Below are 18093 nucleotides of genomic sequence, written 5' to 3' on the forward strand. Positions count from 1 at the left end.
CTATAAAAAAAACATAGCCCGAAATTCGGGCTATGTTTTGATAGGATGCTTAAAGTCCGGCTTTAAGGCTGGCTTCGATAAATTTATCTAAATCACCATCTAAAACCGCTTGAGTATTACGGTTTTCTACGCCTGTTCGTAAATCTTTAATGCGAGAATCATCTAACACATAAGAACGAATTTGGCTTCCCCAACCAATATCAGATTTACTCTCTTCCATTGCTTGTTTTTCCGCATTCTTTTTCATCATTTCCATTTCAAACAATTTTGCTTTTAACTGCTTCATCGCCTGATCTTTATTTTGATGTTGAGAACGACCGTTTTGGCATTGCACCACAATACCCGACGGCATATGGGTAATACGCACTGCAGATTCAGTTTTATTGACGTGCTGACCGCCCGCACCAGAAGCACGGTAAACATCAATCCGTAAATCTGCTGGATTGATTTCAATATCAATATCATCATCGATTTCTGGATAAACAAAAGCCGCAGCAAACGAAGTATGGCGACGATTATTTGAGTCAAACGGACTCTTACGGACTAAACGATGAATGCCTGTTTCAGTGCGTAACCAGCCAAAAGCATATTCGCCAGAAATCTTAATGGTTGCAGATTTCAGACCAGCTACATCACCATCAGAAACCTCAATCAGTTCGGTTTTAAAGCCTTTACTTTCCGCCCAACGTAAATACATTCTGAGCAACATTTCTGTCCAGTCTTGCGCTTCTGTTCCGCCTGATCCTGCCTGTAAATCGACATAACAATCTGCTGCATCATGCGCACCACTAAACATTCTTTGGAATTCTAATTTTGCTAATTTTTCTTCTAGCTGATCAGCTTCGGCTTGCGCTTCTTGGAAAGTATCTATATCTTCTGCTTCAACCGCTAATTCAATTAAGCCTTCAACATCTTCAATCCCTTGATCTAAGTCTTTAATGGTATTGACCACCAATTCTAAACTCGCACGCTCTTTTCCTAGCGCTTGCGCTTTTTCAGGTGTATTCCAAATTTCAGGTTGCTCTAATTCAGCATTCACTTCTTCTAAACGTTCAACTTTCAGATCAAAGTCAAAGATACCCCCGAAGCAAATTTGTGCGTTCAGCCAAATCCGCTAATTGGGTTTTAATGGGATTTAATTCAAACATGATTTTTCCTTCTAAATAATTCGGCGCGTATTATAACGTAAGCGGTTAAATTGTTGGAAAGTTTTGCAAATCAGAAAGGCAGAAAAAAAGAACCCTACGGAAAACCCGCAGGGCAAATCTTTTGTTCTAATTCTGGAGGTATGAATCAACTGTTTTATAAAAGGAGACAAATAAAACAAAGAACAAAAGTAAAAACTAAAGGAAATTAGTTGGCTCCTCCTGCGGGACTCGAACCTGCGACATATGGATTAACAGTCCACCGTTCTACCGACTGAACTAAGGAGGAACAAAACAAGGTTATAATAGGCGAATTTATCAAATGAGTCAAATGCTCCGTTTAAAATTCACTTTTTATTGCATTTTTTACAATTAAGGCTGGCAAATTACACAATTTGACATTTGAGGTAGCTTCATTTCGCGTACAGAAAAATGTAAGCCATCTATCAATAATAATTTCCCAGCTAAACTTTTCCCAATATTCAATAAGAGTTTAATCGCTTCTAATGCTTGCAAGCTACCAATCACTCCCACAATAGGCGCTATCACCCCGGCTTCTACACAGCTTAAGGTTTGCTCGCCAAATAATTGGCTTAAACATTGATAACAAGGCTCGCCTTGTTGATACGTAAAGACTGAAACTTGCCCTTCAAAACGAATAGCCGAACCAGAGACAAGCGGTCGTTTTTGTGCAAAACATTGCAAATTGAGCTGATTTCTCACCGTAACATTATCTGTACAATCTAATACTAAATCACAGTTCGCAATCAATTCTGCCCAAGTTGCCTCATCGCAATGCTGATTAAGCGCTTTAATCTGAATATGGGGGTTAATCGCTTCCAATCTTGCTTTTGCAGAAAACACTTTTGGCTGTCCAATGTTTGCATCTGTATGCAATATTTGACGTTGCAAATTAGAGAGTGAAACCGTATCAAAATCGACCAACGTTAAATGCCCTACTCCAGCTGAAGCTAAATATTGTGAAGCAGCACAACCTAACCCACCTAAACCAACAATTAACACGCGTGCTGCTTTGAGTTTTTCTTGCCCTTCAAAATCGACGCTTTTTAATGCAATTTGGCGGTTATAACGCAGCATTTCTTGATCGGAGAGTTCCATAACGTTTGAGTCTCTTTATTGATAACAATGGGCGTACAAAGTACGCCCTAAAATATTTCGTGAAAAGGTTTAACTTAATAACGCATTAAACGGTTGAATTGTCACTTTTTCGCCTGCTGCCACATTACTGCGTTCAGCCTCTAATACGATAAAGCAGTTACTTTCATAAAATGCGCTAAAGATATGTGAACCTTGCATCCCAACGGCTTTTACCATCAAGTTGCCTTGTTCATCTAAATAATAAAATCCGCGTTGGAAATCTTGTCGTCCAACCGCTTTTTTCAGATTTGTTGCCGCGCAAGCGGTTAAATTTGTCGTTAAATTTGCAATTCCTTGAGCATTAAAGCCAGATAATTTGGCTAATGCTGGCTGTACTAATTGGTAAAATGTGACTAACGCCGAAACTGGGTTACCCGGTAATCCAAAGAACCATGTTTTGCCTAACTGACCAAAAGCAAAAGGTTTGCCCGGCTTCATCGCAATTTTCCAGAAATTTACTTTGCCCAATTTTTCTAACACCGCTTTAGTGAAATCAGCTTCCCCAACAGAAACACCGCCGCTTGTAATCAATACATCACTAGCCGCTTGTGCTTCACTAAACGTTTTTTCAAAAAGCGCTGGATCATCAGATAAAATGCCATAATCTAGAATTTCACAATTTAATTTTTCTAGGAGTAAGCTTACAGTAAAGCGATTAGTATCATAAATTTTGCCAGCTTCTAATGGTTCACCAACACTGGTTAACTCATCTCCCGTTGAAAGAATGGCAACTTTTAAACGGGAAAAAACAGAAACATGCGCAATACCTAATGAAGCCAATAACGGTAAGCTAGCCACGTTAAGTTTGCTGCCTTTCGCTAACACTAAAGCGCCTTGCTTCACATCTTCCCCGACTCGGCGAATGTTCGCACCGAGCTTAGGTTGTGCATTAAAACGAATACGATCATCGGCAACCGTTTCTGCCTGTTCTTGCATAATCACAACATCTGTGCCAGCTGGAATCATCGCTCCTGTCATAATCCGTACACATTCGCCAGCTTGAATTTGTCCAGTGAATGGATTGCCTGCAAAACTTTTTCCAATAACGCGAAAATCAGCAAATTTTTCTAAATCTTCAAAACGAAGCACATAACCATCCATCGCTGAATTATCAAAGCCTGGCACATCAATCGGGGAAAAAATATCTTCTGCCAGAATACGATTTGCACATTGATTTAATGGAAACGTTTCGATTGAGCTTGGTGTAGGTAATTGACCTAGCATCTCTTCTAACGCTTGATTTAATGGAAGCATTACGTTCTCCTTTTACGTTTTTATGACTACTGTGGCACATCAATCTATATAAATAGAAAGAATACCGACCAGTAAATGATTCATCACCACAGAGGCTAAATTTATCGTGTAAATCTTATCATAGCCAAGGTATGAATTTAATTCAGCAAGCAAATTTATTTGCTTTCGGCTTGTAATAGCTTATCAATCACGCGACCTACTGCAAAAAAAGCGAACGTCGCAGTGACTATAGTTACCGCACCAAAGCCATTCGCACAATTCATTGTGGCTGAGATTTCACAACCTTCGCCCATCTTCGGGAAAATTAGGGGCTGGGTAGAAAAAACACAATCTACGCCAAATTTGCGTTTTGGATTTTGACTAAAATGATATTCCTTGCGTAGCAGCGCTCGAACTTTTGAGGCAAGTGGGTCTTGAATCGTCTTGCTTAAATCCGCAATTTGAATTTGACTCGGATCTGTCTGCCCGCCAGCGCCACCTGTAGTAATGAGGCGAATTTTATTGCGTTTACAATAGGCAATCAGTGCGGCTTTAGTTTTTACCGAATCAATCGCATCAATCACATAATCATAACCGCGGTTTAAATAATCCGCCAGATTATCTGGGCTAATGAAATCATCAATAATTTCAACTTGACATTCTGGGTTAATTTCCGCAATTCGTGTTTTCATGGCTTCCGTTTTTAAGGTTGCCACCGTGCTCGTTAAGGCATGAATTTGGCGATTGATATTGGTGACACAAATATCATCCATATCAATCATGGTAATTTTTCCGATACCAGAACGCGCCAGCGCTTCGACCGCCCAAGAGCCAACACCACCAATGCCAATCACACAAATATGCGATTGGCGCAATTTGGCTAAACCTTCTGGCGTATAAAGGCGACCAATGCCACCGAAACGTTGTTCAAAGTTATCTACTCTCGCCATTATAGATTTCCGTTTTTGATATTTTCTAATTGCTCCCAACGCTCGAAGGCTTGTTCTAATGCCATTTCTGCCTCAGCGAGTTTTTGCAGTTGCGCTTGTGTATAACTGGCTTCTTTACTAAAGAAATCCGCAGAATTCACTTCTGTTTGTAAGGCTTCCATTTCAGCTTCTAACGCTTCCATTTGTGCTGGCAATGCCTCTAACTCACGCTGTTCTTTATAGGAAAGTTTTACTTTCTTTTGCTCTGCTTTTGGCTTTTCAGCTTTCACTGGTTCGATTGCAAGCGGTTCATTTTTCTTCACATTTTGCGAATGGGCTGCAAGGCTTGCGTGATATTGGATTTGTTGCTGTTTCGCATCAAAATATCCGCCAATATATTTATTTACCACACCATCGCCTTCAAAGAAGAAACACTCTTCCACCGTATTATCAATAAATTGACGATCGTGACTCACAATAATCAAAGTGCCTTGGTAATCTGTTAACAGCTCTTCTAACAATTCTAAAGTCTCAACATCTAAATCATTGGTCGGTTCATCAAGAATTAACAGGTTATTCGGTTTGAGCAATAATTTAGCTAATAATAAACGATTACGTTCACCCCCAGAAAGTGCTTTAACTGGCGTCATTGCACGTTTTGGCGGAAATAAGAAATCTTGCAAATAACCTAAAACATGGCGTTTTACCCCGTTGACTTCAATATCTTGTTTACCGTCAGCAACGTTATCCATCACGGTTTTTTCTAAATCTAATTCTGCACGATATTGGTCAAAATAAGCCACCTCAAGCTTTGTGCCACAATGAATGGTGCCCGAAGTTGGTTGTAACTCGCCTAGTAATAATTTAATAAATGTTGTTTTACCACAACCGTTTGCACCAACAAGTGCAATTTTATCGCCACGTTGAATAGTTGCGCTAAAGTTTTTCAACAAAGTTTTTCCTGCCACTTCGTAGCTTGCATTTTCAATGTCAAAAACGATTTTGCCTGAACGCGTGCTTTGATCGATTTGAATTTTAGCACTACCCTGCACTTCTCGACGGTTACGGCGCTCTTCACGTAATTTTTTCAAAGCACGCACGCGCCCTTCATTTCGTGTACGGCGAGCTTTAATGCCTTGACGAATCCAAACTTCTTCTTGCGCTAATTTTTTATCAAAGAGGGCATTTTGCAACTCTTCTACACGCAAATCTTCCGCTTTGGTTTCTAAATAAAGATCGTAATTGCTCGGATAAGAGACCAACTTACCCCGATCTAAATCCACAATTCGTGTTGCCATTTTGCGGATAAAGCTACGGTCATGCGAAATAAAAATAATTGAACCTTTGAAATTAAGCAGTAAATCTTCTAACCAAGTAATGGCTTCCACATCTAAATGGTTGGTCGGCTCATCTAACAAGAGAATATCGGGATCAGCAACTAACGCTCGCGCTAATGCCGCACGGCGTACCCAACCGCCTGACAGTTCACACAATTTTTTATCTGGGTCTAATTCTAATAATTTCAGTGTATCTTGAATGCGATTCTCAAATTGCCAACCATTATTATGTTCAAGCTGTGCTTGAATATGCGAAAGTTTTGTTAATAACTCATCGCTATAATCTGTCTGCATTTGTTGTGAAATGTGATGATATTGCTTTAATAAGTCGCTTAAATGTGCAATTCCTTCCGCCACATAATCAAATACGCTTTCTTGAACATGTCTTGGTGGGTCTTGCTCAAGACGGGTTATCACAATATCTTTTTCAAGCGTGAGCTTACCATCATCTAACTGAATCTCTCCGGCTAATACTTTCATTAAAGTCGATTTGCCAGCGCCATTTCGTCCAACTAAACAGACTCGTTCATTCGGTTCAATATGTAATTCGGTATGATCTAATAAAGGATGATCACCAAAACCTAAATAGGCATTGGATAAATTAAGTAGTGCCATTTTTCTAATTGCTCTCTTTAAATATGCAAGCGGTCGCTTTTCCCAAATTTTTTGCAAAAGGTTTGGAAAAAACGACCGCTTGTTATGCTGTCATTATGCCTCGCTTGAGGTTTCTACTGAAGTGTCATGATTTTCTGCACCATCGACAGATTCTTCATCTTCTTCAGGTTCACACACGCGTTCAAGGCTTACTACGCTTTCATCATCTGCAGTACGAATAATTCGTACCCCTTGCGTGTTACGTCCAACTAGGCTCACTTCTGCAACGCGAGTACGTACTAAGGTACCAGCATCAGTAATCAACATAATTTGGTCTGCTTCTTCAACTTGTACTGCCGCAACCACTTTACCGTTACGCTCATTTACTTTGATTGAAACAACCCCTTTCGTTGCACGAGATTTAATTGGATATTCACTTAATGCTGTTCGTTTACCAAAGCCATTTTGGGTTACAGTCAAGATTTCGCCTTCATTATGCGGAATCACCAGTGAAACCACTTTGTCAGTATTAAGATTTACTGCGCTCTCTTCTGCTTCTTCGTTTTCAAGATCAACAATTTCTGCTTCTTCGATCTCTTCTGATGAAATCTCGGTAGTAGCAAGTTTAATACCGCGCACCCCTGTTGCAGTCCGTCCCATTGCACGAACCGCTTTTTCTTCAAAGCGAACCACTCGACCTTGTGCAGAGAACAACATAATTTCGCTCTCGCCGTTGGTAATATCTACACCAATTAGCTCATCGCCTTCGCGAAGTTTTAACGCAATCAGACCGCTTGAGCGAACATTGCTGAATGCATCTAACGTTACTTTCTTCACCACACCACTTGCGGTAGCCATAAAGACGAATTTATCTGCGCTAAATTCGCCGTTTGGAATTGGCAGAATCGCGGTAATACGTTCGTTTTCTTCTTTCACTAACGGCAGAATATTCACAATTGGTGTGCCACGTGCACCACGACTTGCTTGCGGTAATTGATACACTTTCAGTTGATATAAACGACCACGACTTGAGAAGCAAAGAATAGTGTCGTGAGTATTGGCCACTAATAATTTTTCGATGAAATCATCTTCTTTCATCTTAGTAGCGGATTTACCTTTACCACCACGGCGCTGCGCTTCGTAATCTGAAAGTGGTTGATATTTCACATAGCCTGCATGAGAAAGTGTCACAACCACATCTTCTTGTGCGATTAAATCTTCAATATTGATATCGCCTGAAGCCGCGGTAATTTCAGTACAGCGCTCATCACCAAATTCTGCTTTTACACGCTCTAATTCTTCACGAATCACTTCCATTAAGCGGTCTGCGCTATTTAGAATATGAAGAAGTTCCGCAATTTCGGTTAATAACTCTTTATACTCTTCAACGATTTTTTCGTGTTCTAAACCAGTTAAACGGTGTAAGCGAAGTTCTAAAATCGCACGAGCTTGCGCTTCAGAGAGATAATATTCGCCATCACGAATACCGAAATTTTCAGGTAAATCTTCAGGGCGAGAAGCATCTACGCCTGCTGCTTCAAGCATCGCAGCCACATTACCTAACGACCAGCTACGAGAAAGCAACCCTTCACGTGCTTCTTCAGCCGTTTTCGATTGACGAATTAACGCAATCACCGGATCAATGTTAGCTAACGCAATCGCTAAACCTTCTAAAATATGTGCACGTTCACGAGCTTTACGCAATTCAAAAATTGTACGGCGAGTAACGACTTCACGACGGTGTTTAACGAATGCTTCGATGATCTGTTTTAAATTCAAGACTTTTGGTTGGCCATTATCTAACGCCACCATGTTGATCCCGAAAGTGACCTGCATTTGAGTTAATGCATAAAGGTGGTTTAAAACAACTTCACCTACGGCATCACGCTTAATTTCGATAACAATCGCGATCCCTTTTTTATCTGAGTGATCCTGAATGCCGCTGATGCCTTCAATTTTTTTATCTTTTACTAATTCCGCAATTTTTTCGATAAGCTTAGCTTTATTCACTTGGTATGGTAACTCAGTCACCACAATTTGTTCGCGGCCTTTGTCAGTGGTTTCTACGCTAGCTTTTGCGCGCACATAAACTTTACCACGGCCTGAACGATAAGCCTCTTCGATCCCTTTACGGCCATTGATAATTGCCCCAGTTGGGAAATCTGGGCCCGGAATAAAATGCATCAACTCTTCTAAGCTGATTTGTTCATTCTCAATATACGCTAAGCAGCCATCTAAAACTTCACCAAGATTATGTGGCGGAATATTCGTTGCCATCCCTACCGCAATCCCCGATGAACCATTTACTAATAATGCAGGAATTTTAGTTGGCAAGACATCTGGAATCATCTCTTTGCCATCATAGTTTGGCGAGTAATCAACCGTTTCTTTATCTAAATCAGTGAGCAACTCTTGCGTGATTTTTTGCATCCGTACTTCGGTATAACGCATTGCCGCAGGTGCATCACCATCAATAGAACCAAAGTTACCCTGCCCGTCTACAAGCATATAACGTAAAGAAAAAGGTTGCGCCATACGCACAATAGTGTCATACACCGCAGAATCGCCGTGTGGGTGGTATTTACCGATTACGTCACCAACGACACGTGCCGATTTTACGTGTGGACGGTTGAAAGTATTGCTATTTTGATCCATCGAGAACAATACGCGACGGTGAACCGGTTTTAAGCCATCACGCACATCTGGTAATGCACGTCCAACAATGACAGACATCGCATAATCGAGATAAGACGTTTTTAGCTCGTCTTCAATACTGACGGGGGTAATATCTTTGGCTAATTCGCTCATTGAGATTTCCTAATCAAGTTTATTAAAAAATTGCCCAATCTACCTTGGGCGAAAAAATTCGTACAAGTATAGCATAAAAAAGCAAAAAATGGCGTAAAAAGAGACACAACTGCACATCTACAAGCGGTCAACTTTTTGCATTTTTTTACCAAAATTAGACCGCTTGCTTTTCACATGAAAAAATAATGCCCGATTTTGCCTTGAAAATAGCAAATTCCATGCTTATAAAAACACCTTTCGGCAAGAAAGCTGTAATAAAGCAAACAAAGGCGATATTTTCTACTCGTTAAATGGCGCAAACTATGCTATTTTATCGCCCAATTTTCTCTGATTTTCTAATGAATCTGAGTAAACCCCGTTTTTATATTCACTTATTGATTACAAGGAGCTCTTATGCAACAAGGTGGCGGTTTAGAGATGATTATTCTTCTCGTCGTATTTGGTTTAATTTTTTATTTCTTCGTGATTCGTCCACAATCAAAGCGTCAAAAAGAACAACGTGATTTACTTTCAAACTTAGCAAAAGGCGATGAAATCATGACCAATGGTGGTCTTATCGGTAAAATCACTAAAGTGAGCAACGATAACGAAAATATCATCATTGCATTAAACGATAGCACTGAAGTCATGATTTCACGTAACTTCGTGGTAGCAACTTTACAAAAAGGCACCATGAAAGCATTAAGAGATCAACAATAATTTTAATTATTCGGGAGAACTATTTTGTTAAACCGTTTCCCATTGTGGAAGAACTTAATGATCATCATCATCGTTCTGATTGGTGGTCTTTATGCACTTCCTAACTTATATGGAGAAGACCCTTCCGTCCAAATTTCTGGCACTCGTGGCCAAGAAGTCAATACGGAAACGCTTTCTCAAGTTGAGCATGCTTTAGCCAACGCCAATATTTCACCAAAATCTACGTTGTTAGAAAACAATGCGATTTTAGTGCGTTTAAATAGCGATGAGCAGCAACTTCCAGCAAAAGAAAAAATCGCAGAGGCACTTGGTGACAAATACTCTGTAGCGCTTAACCTTGCGCCAGCAACCCCTTCTTGGTTAACAGATGTGGGTGGTAGCCCAATGAAACGGGGCTTAGACTTACGTGGTGGTGTGCGATTTTTAATGGAAGTCGACATGAATACTGCCTTGCAAAAACAACAAGACTCTTTGCAAGACAGCCTTCGTGGTGAATTTCGTCGTGAAAAACTGCAGTATAAATCGATGAAAAAAGGCGAAAATTTTGCCGTAGAAATCGAATTTGCTGATAAAGATAACGCAGATAAAGCCGTACGTTATATTAAACGTAACCACCCAACACTTCAGGCATTACCCGTTTCTGAAAATACCGTCAATTTCTTATTATCAGATCAAGGTTTAGCTGAAGCACGTGATAAAGCGATCGAGCAAAACTTATCAATTTTACGTAAGCGTGTTGAAGAATTAGGGGTTTCTGAACCAACCATTCAACGTCAAGGTGCGGATCGTATTGTTGTAGAATTACCGGGTATCCAAGATACTGCTCGCGCAAAAGAGCTATTAGGTGCAACAGCAACACTAGAATTCCGTTTAGTGAATGATAGCGTCGCCCCAGATGCAGTAGCACGAGGCATTATTCCCGCAAACTCTGAAGTGAAATATAACCAACATGGCGATCCTGTTGTGTTATTACGTAGCCCTAAATTAGGCGGTGAGCATATTATTGATGCTAAATCTGAAAAAGGCGAAGGTGGCTTACCACAAGTAAGTATCACTTTAGATTCAGAGGGCGGTAATCAAATGTCTGAGATTACTAAAACCTTCTATAAAAAAGGAATGGCTACACTTTATCGTGAATTTAAAGATTCTGGCCGCCGTGATGAAAATGGCAAAGTTATCTTAGAAAAACACGAAGAAATTATTAGCGTAGCAACCATTCAAGCTCGTTTTTCTAATAGATTCCAAGTTTCAGGTAGCATGAGCCAAGCGGAAGCACAGAACTTTGCCGTGTTACTACGTTCTGGTGCATTAATTGCGCCTATCGTAATTATCGAAGAGCGTACTATCGGAGCATCTCTTGGTGCAGATAACGTTGAAAAAGGGATGACGGCAGGGATGTATGGTTTAATCCTAACCATCTTCTTCTGTTTAGTTTACTATAAAGTCTTCGGCGTATTTGCTTCACTTGCTTTGACTGTAAACATGGTATTAACCATTGGTTTAATGTCTTTAATTGGCGCAACACTGACAATGCCGGGTATTGCAGGTATTGTATTAGCTGTTGGGATGTCGGTGGATGCCAACGTACTGATTTATGAACGGATTAAAGAAGAGCTTCGTAACGGACGTTCTGTTCAACAAGCGATTTATGAAGGCTATAGTGGCGCCTTTACCTCTATTTTTGACTCAAACTTAACCACGGTATTAACCGCATTAGTACTATATGCTGTGGGTACAGGTCCAGTAAAAGGCTTTGCAATTACGCTTGCTTTAGGGGTAATGATCTCCATGTTTACTGCAATTACGGGAACGCGTATGTTAGTAAACTGGGTATATGGCGGAAATAAACGCGTGAAAAAACTTTGGATTTAAGGTGGAATCAATGACTGTTAATGTTAAAGAAAAAGATATTGCAGAAGTAAAACTGCCTTATAAACTCATACCGTTTATGAAGTACCGCTTCATCGGTTATGCCTTTTCATTGTTAATAACTGCATTTTGTATTTTTACTATTGCAACTAAAGGCTTTAACTGGGGGTTAGATTTTACTGGTGGTACGGTAATTGAAACAACCTTCTCACAACCAGCAGATCTAGAGAAAGTTCGTGTTTCGTTAGAAAAAGAAGGCTATGGCAGTGCATTAGTACAAACAACCGGTAGCCTAAAAGATTTAATGATTCGCTTACCTGCTTCAGCTGGTGATAAAGACCTCGGTAATAAAATTATCAACATGGTACACCGCGATCTCGATCAAAATGCCACCATTAAGAGTGTTGAGTTCGTAGGGCCAAACGTAGGTGAAGAACTGACTCAAGGGGCAATTTATGCCACTTTAGCAACTTTAGCGATGTTATTACTCTATGTTGGTAGCCGATTTGAGATTCGTTTAGCTGTCGGTGGGGTGCTTGCACTCTTCCACGATGTTATCGTAACTTTGGGGGTCTTCTCTTATCTACAAATTGAAGTAGATTTAACCTTTGTGGCTGCAATTCTGTCTGTAGTTGGTTACTCGCTAAATGACTCCATCGTGGTATTTGACCGTGTGCGTGAAAACTTCAGTAAAATCCGCCGTGTAAGCTCAAAAGAAGTTATTGATATTTCATTAAGCCAAACGCTTTCACGAACATTGATGACCTCTATCACAACATTATTCGTGGTTGCAGCATTATACTGGTTTGGTGGACCAACCATTCATAGCTTCTCATTAGCGCTATTGATTGGTATTGGTTTCGGGACTTACTCTTCAATCTATATTGCTATCGGCGTAGCATTAGAATTAGGTTTAACCCGTGAACATATGAATAAACCGGTAGTGGAAAAAGAAGGGGCAAATACAGATTCCTTTATTGATTACTAATTTAGAATCTGTTTAATCCATTTAAAAGGCGTGCTAATTGGCACGCCTTTTTCATATTTATTGAAAATTTTCTCAAAAATTACTTTACTTTTTATCTTAACGGGATTAAATTCATTCTCATTTAAAGCTCGCAAATGAGAATACTTTTTATTTAAATCGTTTAAACTTATCAAAAATTAAAATTTATTAGAAAAAACCTATCTAAATACTTGATTAGTTTTTCTTCCTTTACTATAATGGTTGTGTTTTAAGGGCAGATTGATTCTGTCCTTTGCTATATTAAAATTTAGAAATGAGATTGGCTCTCATTTCATTAACATTATCTTTACACAAGGAGTAAAAATGTTACAACAATCTATTATTGATAAGCTCAATGAGCAAATCAACCTAGAGTTCTACTCTTCAAATGTTTATCTTCAAATGTCTGCATGGTGTTCAAAACATGGTTTTACTGGTGCAGCAGACTTCTTACTTCGTCACGCAGATGAAGAATTAGAGCACATGCAAAAATTATTTGACTATGTTTGCGAAACGGGTGCAACACCATTATTAGGCAAAATTGAAGCACCTCGTAAAGAATATGCTTCATTAAAAGAGCTATTTGATGTTGTGTTTGCACACGAAAAACACGTTACTGCAAAAATCAACGAATTAGTTGAAGTAACATTTGCAGCAAAAGATTACTCAACCTTCAACTTCCTACAATGGTATGTGGCTGAGCAACATGAAGAAGAGAAATTATTCGGTGAAATCTTAGACAAATTCGCAGTTGCAGGTGAAACCAATAAATCACTTTACTTCATCGACAAAGACTTAGAAACTTTAGACCAAGGAGCTGAATAATGTTATCTCAAAACATCGTAAAATACTTAAACGACCAATTAAACTTAGAATTCTATTCTTCAAATGTGTACCTTCAAATGTCTGCTTGGGCAGATAACAATGGTTTCCCAGGTGCAGCAAAATTCTTAAAAGCGCACGCAACAGAAGAAATGGAACATATGCGTCGTTTATTCACTTACTTAAACGAAACTGGTGCATTAGCAGAAATCTATGCAATTGAAGCACCAAAAGCAAAATATGATTCTTTAAAATCATTATTTGAAACCGTTTTCGAGCACGAAAAACACGTTACTGCAAAAATCAACGAATTAGTTGAAGTTGCATTTGATGCAAAAGACTACTCAACCTTCAACTTCTTACAATGGTATGTTGCAGAACAACACGAAGAAGAGTTCTTATTCAACTCTATCTTAAACAAATTCCGTTTATTAGGTGAAGATGGTAAAGCGCTATACTATATCGATAAAGATTTAGAAAAAATGGCAGCAGCACACTAATTTTCGTTTAGCTTAAAGTACACAAGCGGTTGATTTTCTTACGAAGTTTGCAAATTGCAAATCAGGTATAAAAATCAACCGCTTGTTTTATATTAAATTAAGCAAACGTTTGCTTATTAAAATCGGATTCTGTAAAATCTGTACCTCATTTTTCCTTTGAGGTCTTTTTTTTTATGTCATTATTCGATTTTGAAGGGCGAGGCTCTAATGTCCGCCAAGAAGTTATCGCTGGATTAACCACCTTTTTAGCAATGGTTTACTCGGTCATTGTTGTGCCAGGTATGTTAAGCCAAGCCGGCTTTCCAGCTGAATCTGTCTTTATTGCTACCTGTTTAGTTTCAGGCATTGGCTCGATTATCATTGGCTTATGGGCAAATGCGCCAATGGCAATTGGTTGTGCGATTTCTCTTACAGCCTTTACTGCATTTAGTTTAGTGTTAGGTCAAAAAATCGAAATCCCTGTTGCACTTGGTGCGATTTTCTTAATGGGTGTGCTTTTTACCTTAATTTCTGTTACTGGTATTCGCTCTTGGATCTTACGCAATCTTCCATCTAGCATCGCACATGGTGCAGGTATCGGGATTGGACTATTCTTATTATTGATTGCAGCAACCAACGTAAAATTAGTGATCAACAGCGGTTTAGCGATTCCGGTTAAAATGGGCGATTTTACTTCATTCCCCGTCATGATGTCGTTACTTGGCTTAGCGGCTATCATCGGCTTAGAACGCTTAAAAGTGAAGGGTTCGATTTTATGGGTAATTATTGCAATTACGATCATCGGCTTAATCTTCGATCCTTCTGTAAAATATAGTGGTTTTATTAAACTGCCTACTTTTGGTGAAAACTCTCAATTCTTAAGCTTAGACATCATGGGTGCACTGAATGCCGCTGTATTACCAATTGTATTTGCCTTAGTGATGACGGCTATTTTCGATGCAACTGGCACTATCCGCGCGGTAGCTGGACAAGCAAATTTATTAGATAAAGATGGACAAATCATCAACGGTGGGCGTGCTTTAACCTCTGATTCTTTAAGCTCTATTCTTTCAGGTTTATTCGGTACAGCCCCTGCTGCCGTTTATATTGAATCTGCTGCTGGTACTGCAGTTGGCGGTAAAACAGGCTTAACGGCCGTAGTTGTTGGTATTGGTTTCTTATTAATGCTCTTTTTCCAACCGCTTGCATTTTTAGTACCACCTTATGCGACAGCACCAGCATTGATGTATGTTGGCTTATTGATGTTGAGTAACGTATCTAAATTAGATTTCAACGACTTTATTGGCGCAATGGCAGGTTTAATTTGTGCAGTATTTATCGTATTAACCAGCAACATCGTTACTGGCATTATGCTAGGCTTTGCTAGCCTTGTAATTGGTCGTGTAATTGCTGGAGAATTCAAAAAATTAAATCTCGGTACGGTTATTATTGCCGTTGTATTAGTTGCTTTCTATGCATTTAATTTAGCGATTTAATTCTTCTTTTGGCACAAAAAAGCGGTGGAGTTGCAAAAAGTTTCGCAAAATCCACCGCTTGTCTTTTATTAAATGAACTATTTCGCTTCAGGTTCAGATTGATTTCCCGCAGGTTTAGTGCCTAAGAATTTATCAATCACCGCTTTACCTAAATCAGATTGATTCAACCCTTCCAACGCTGCTGCAATTTTCGTACCGCCTGTAGAGCTAAATAATTCCCCTACACGGGTAAGCCCTTTATCGACTTTTTCATCATTGATGATAAATTTCATCTCAGAATGAGAAAGTGCTTTTGCTTGTTCAATACCAATTGCTTGATTTGCTTCAATTTGGCGAATACTAATCAAATAATGTTGATAACCTTCATTTCCACCAATCTCTTTTGCCAACTCAATTTGACCAGACACCATAGAAACTTCCAATTTTTGTTTCGCTTCTGCTTCTGCCGCACCAATTTTGGCAATACCTTGCGCTTCTTTATCTTTGGTTTCTAATAAAGCTTCTGCGGCTAAGAAGGCTTTTTGTTTCTCCCCTTCTGCCACTAAAATTTGATGCTGACGTTCTGCCTCAGAATCAATAATTAACGCATTTTTATTCGCTTCTGCTTTAATTTCCTGCGTACGTTTTTCTTGATCAGCTTTCACAATTTCAACATCTTTTGCAATTTCAGCTTGTTTTACTTCTGCAACACGTTTAACGTCCATTTCACGTTCTTTGGTGATTTTTTCTTGTTCTTTCACCAATTGTTGCGCTTGCTCATTAGAAACAGCAACCTCACGTTGATTTTCAACCGTTTTCAACCCTACCGCTTTTTCTGCTTCTTGTTGTTTTACATCAGCTTCTTTTTTCGCTTCAATTTCTGCAATTTGCGCTTCTTTTTGGTTGCGTGCGACTTCAACACGACTCTCTTTTTCAATAAAAGATTTTTTAATTTCCATAATATTGAAAATTACTTTAGAGTTGCCGCTATCGCGAATATCCATCAGTTCAATATTTTTAACTGGCTCAATCCCCCAGCTTTTGAGCTGTTCTTTAACTGCCATTGTAAAATCATCGCCCAGTTCAGAACGCACTTGCAAAATGTCGTTTAAGTTACGGCTAGAGAGAATCGAACGCACCGAACCTTGAATAATATCCACCAACTGCACATTCATATCATGAAAATCTGATACACGTTGCGCTGCTAAATTAGAATCAGATACGCGGAAAAACGCGGTGATATCTACAACAAAGGGTAAACGCTCTAAATCATAGGCTTCATAGTTATCAATTTTAATTGAGAACACTGACACCGGTAGCACAATCGTACTCACCCCGATTAACGGTAGCCAAGACGGGAACGCATAATAAACGTTACCATTACCGGTATCTTTACCATATGAGGTTGTTTTGCCGCCAGACTGCACAATATGCACTTCATTGGTTTTCACCACCCGACGAAATAATAATGCCACTACTAAAAATATAGCGAGTAGCACAATAACAGCAATGACTGGAATGATAATTTCCATGATGACTCCTTGTTGATAAGAATTGCCGAAAGATAGCGCAAATATAGAAACCAAGCGGTCAAAATGCAAGATGCTTTTGCAAAAAAGCCTAAAAATGATAGGAATTTGTGTTTTTAGTTATAGCATATCGCTTTTTTATCTAATAACTACTGCGCTAAACGGTTGTAAATCTTTAGCTATCGCCTATGATAGGCACATCATTTATATAGGAGAAACAATATGTCAACATTCCAAATTCATACCATCGAAACCGCACCAGCTGAAGCAAAAGAAGCTTTACAAGCCGTACAAAATGCAAACGGTTTTATTCCTAATTTAATCGGCGTTTTAGCCAATGCGCCTACTGCGCTTGAAACTTACCGCACCGTAGGTGGCATCAACAATCGCAACAGTTTAACTGCGATTGAGCGCGAAGTGGTGCAAATTACTGCAGCCGTCGTTAATGGTTGTGGTTTCTGTGTTGCAGGCCATACTAAAATTGCTTTAAAAGCCTTAAAAGCACCAGAAGAATTAGTCAAAGCAATCCGTGAAACCGCGCGTATTGAAGATGAAAAATTAGATGCCCTTGCACGTTTTACCCTTGCTGTTATCTTACAAAAAGCTCAATTAACCGAAGCACAATTAGCAGCCTTCTTCAAAGTTGGCTACAACCAACAAAATGCAATTGATGTCATTCTCGGTGTTAGCCTTGCTACCCTTTGCAACTATGTAAACAACATCGCAAAAACCCCAATCAACCCAGAATTACAAGATTTTGCATAATGTTGTAAAAATATAACCGCTTGTTAGACAAAAAGGACTGAAATTGATTATAAAATCAAAATCAGTCCTTTTGGTTTTTAAGTATATTCTTTCTATCTCATATTATTTTCGATAAGCCCCATTCTGCTGTGTTTATTTAATAAGATAAAAACTATTTTGCCATTCATTACTTGCTATTTTTTAGATAGAATACTTGCCATTTATACCTACTATTTAAAGTTACCCGAAATCAGAAGGATATACAT

14 protein-coding genes and 1 tRNA gene are annotated in these 18093 nt (G+C 39.2%); 7 read left to right on the plus strand and 8 right to left on the minus strand.

What is annotated here, in order from left to right; all coding sequences use genetic code 11:
• Positions 1–49: 49 nt before the first annotated feature.
• The 7 genes from prfB to gyrA form a co-directional block, all read right to left on the minus strand.
• Positions 50–1148 (minus strand): peptide chain release factor 2 gene (gene prfB, locus HSP_RS0105010; protein ID WP_139032663.1). Its coding sequence is split into 2 segments (ribosomal slippage): positions 50–1072 and positions 1074–1148, totalling 1098 coding nucleotides; the frame shifts between segments, so codons are not numbered across the junction.
• A gap of 210 nt (positions 1149–1358) precedes the next feature.
• Positions 1359–1434 (minus strand) — tRNA-Asn (locus tag HSP_RS0105015).
• Positions 1435–1517: 83 nt separating this feature from the next.
• A complete protein-coding gene (moeB, locus tag HSP_RS0105020; RefSeq protein ID WP_007523089.1) occupies positions 1518–2264 on the minus strand; it encodes a molybdopterin-synthase adenylyltransferase MoeB in 747 nt (248 codons plus the stop codon).
• 69 nt (positions 2265–2333) lie between these two features.
• Positions 2334–3557 (minus strand): molybdopterin molybdotransferase MoeA, encoded by a 1224-nt coding sequence (gene moeA, locus HSP_RS0105025; RefSeq protein WP_007523227.1) that lies wholly within the window; start codon positions 3555–3557, stop codon positions 2334–2336.
• A gap of 155 nt (positions 3558–3712) precedes the next feature.
• On the minus strand, positions 3713–4486 hold the full coding sequence (tcdA, locus tag HSP_RS0105030; RefSeq protein WP_007523018.1) for a tRNA cyclic N6-threonylcarbamoyladenosine(37) synthase TcdA: 774 nt from the start codon (positions 4484–4486) through the stop codon (positions 3713–3715).
• Positions 4486–6417 (minus strand): ABC transporter ATP-binding protein, encoded by a 1932-nt coding sequence (locus HSP_RS0105035; RefSeq protein WP_007523155.1) that lies wholly within the window; start codon positions 6415–6417, stop codon positions 4486–4488. Before HSP_RS0105035 ends, tcdA begins: the two co-directional genes overlap by 1 nt.
• 93 nt (positions 6418–6510) lie before the next feature.
• Positions 6511–9204: a DNA topoisomerase (ATP-hydrolyzing) subunit A gene (gene gyrA / locus HSP_RS0105040; RefSeq protein WP_007523181.1), complete on the minus strand. Its 2694-nt coding sequence runs from the start codon at positions 9202–9204 to the stop codon at positions 6511–6513.
• Positions 9205–9597: 393 nt separating this feature from the next.
• Between gyrA and yajC the strand changes: the two genes are divergently transcribed.
• From yajC to HSP_RS0105070, 6 genes are all read left to right on the plus strand, one after another.
• Positions 9598–9903, plus strand: a complete 306-nt coding sequence (gene yajC / locus HSP_RS10920; RefSeq protein ID WP_007523055.1) for a preprotein translocase subunit YajC — start codon at positions 9598–9600, stop codon at positions 9901–9903.
• 24 nt (positions 9904–9927) lie between these two features.
• Positions 9928–11775 (plus strand): protein translocase subunit SecD, encoded by a 1848-nt coding sequence (gene secD / locus HSP_RS0105050; protein WP_010129275.1) that lies wholly within the window; start codon positions 9928–9930, stop codon positions 11773–11775.
• Between the two features lie 10 nt (positions 11776–11785).
• Positions 11786–12760, plus strand: a complete 975-nt coding sequence (gene secF / locus HSP_RS0105055) for a protein translocase subunit SecF (RefSeq protein WP_007522991.1) — start codon at positions 11786–11788, stop codon at positions 12758–12760.
• A gap of 342 nt (positions 12761–13102) precedes the next feature.
• Positions 13103–13603 (plus strand): non-heme ferritin, encoded by a 501-nt coding sequence (gene ftnA, locus HSP_RS0105060; protein WP_007523132.1) that lies wholly within the window; start codon positions 13103–13105, stop codon positions 13601–13603.
• Positions 13603–14100: a non-heme ferritin gene (gene ftnA / locus HSP_RS0105065; RefSeq protein ID WP_007523073.1), complete on the plus strand. Its 498-nt coding sequence runs from the start codon at positions 13603–13605 to the stop codon at positions 14098–14100. Before ftnA (HSP_RS0105060) ends, ftnA (HSP_RS0105065) begins: the two co-directional genes overlap by 1 nt.
• A gap of 173 nt (positions 14101–14273) precedes the next feature.
• The gene (locus HSP_RS0105070) at positions 14274–15575 is read left to right on the plus strand and encodes an NCS2 family permease (protein ID WP_010129278.1); all 1302 of its coding nucleotides are present in this window, start codon (positions 14274–14276) and stop codon (positions 15573–15575) included.
• Positions 15576–15652: 77 nt separating this feature from the next.
• Here the strand turns inward: HSP_RS0105070 and HSP_RS0105075 are convergent, their stop codons facing one another.
• A complete protein-coding gene (locus HSP_RS0105075; protein WP_007523028.1) occupies positions 15653–17086 on the minus strand; it encodes an SPFH domain-containing protein in 1434 nt (477 codons plus the stop codon).
• A 219-nt stretch (positions 17087–17305) separates the two neighbouring features.
• On the opposite strand from HSP_RS0105075, the gene HSP_RS0105080 reads away from it, so the two are divergent.
• Positions 17306–17848, plus strand: coding sequence for a carboxymuconolactone decarboxylase family protein (locus tag HSP_RS0105080; protein ID WP_007523110.1), 543 nt, complete (start codon positions 17306–17308; stop codon positions 17846–17848).
• The last annotated feature ends 245 nt before the right edge of the window (positions 17849–18093 follow it).

This window comes from Haemophilus sputorum CCUG 13788 (assembly GCF_000238795.1).
Taxonomy (GTDB): domain Bacteria; phylum Pseudomonadota; class Gammaproteobacteria; order Enterobacterales; family Pasteurellaceae; genus Haemophilus_A; species Haemophilus_A sputorum.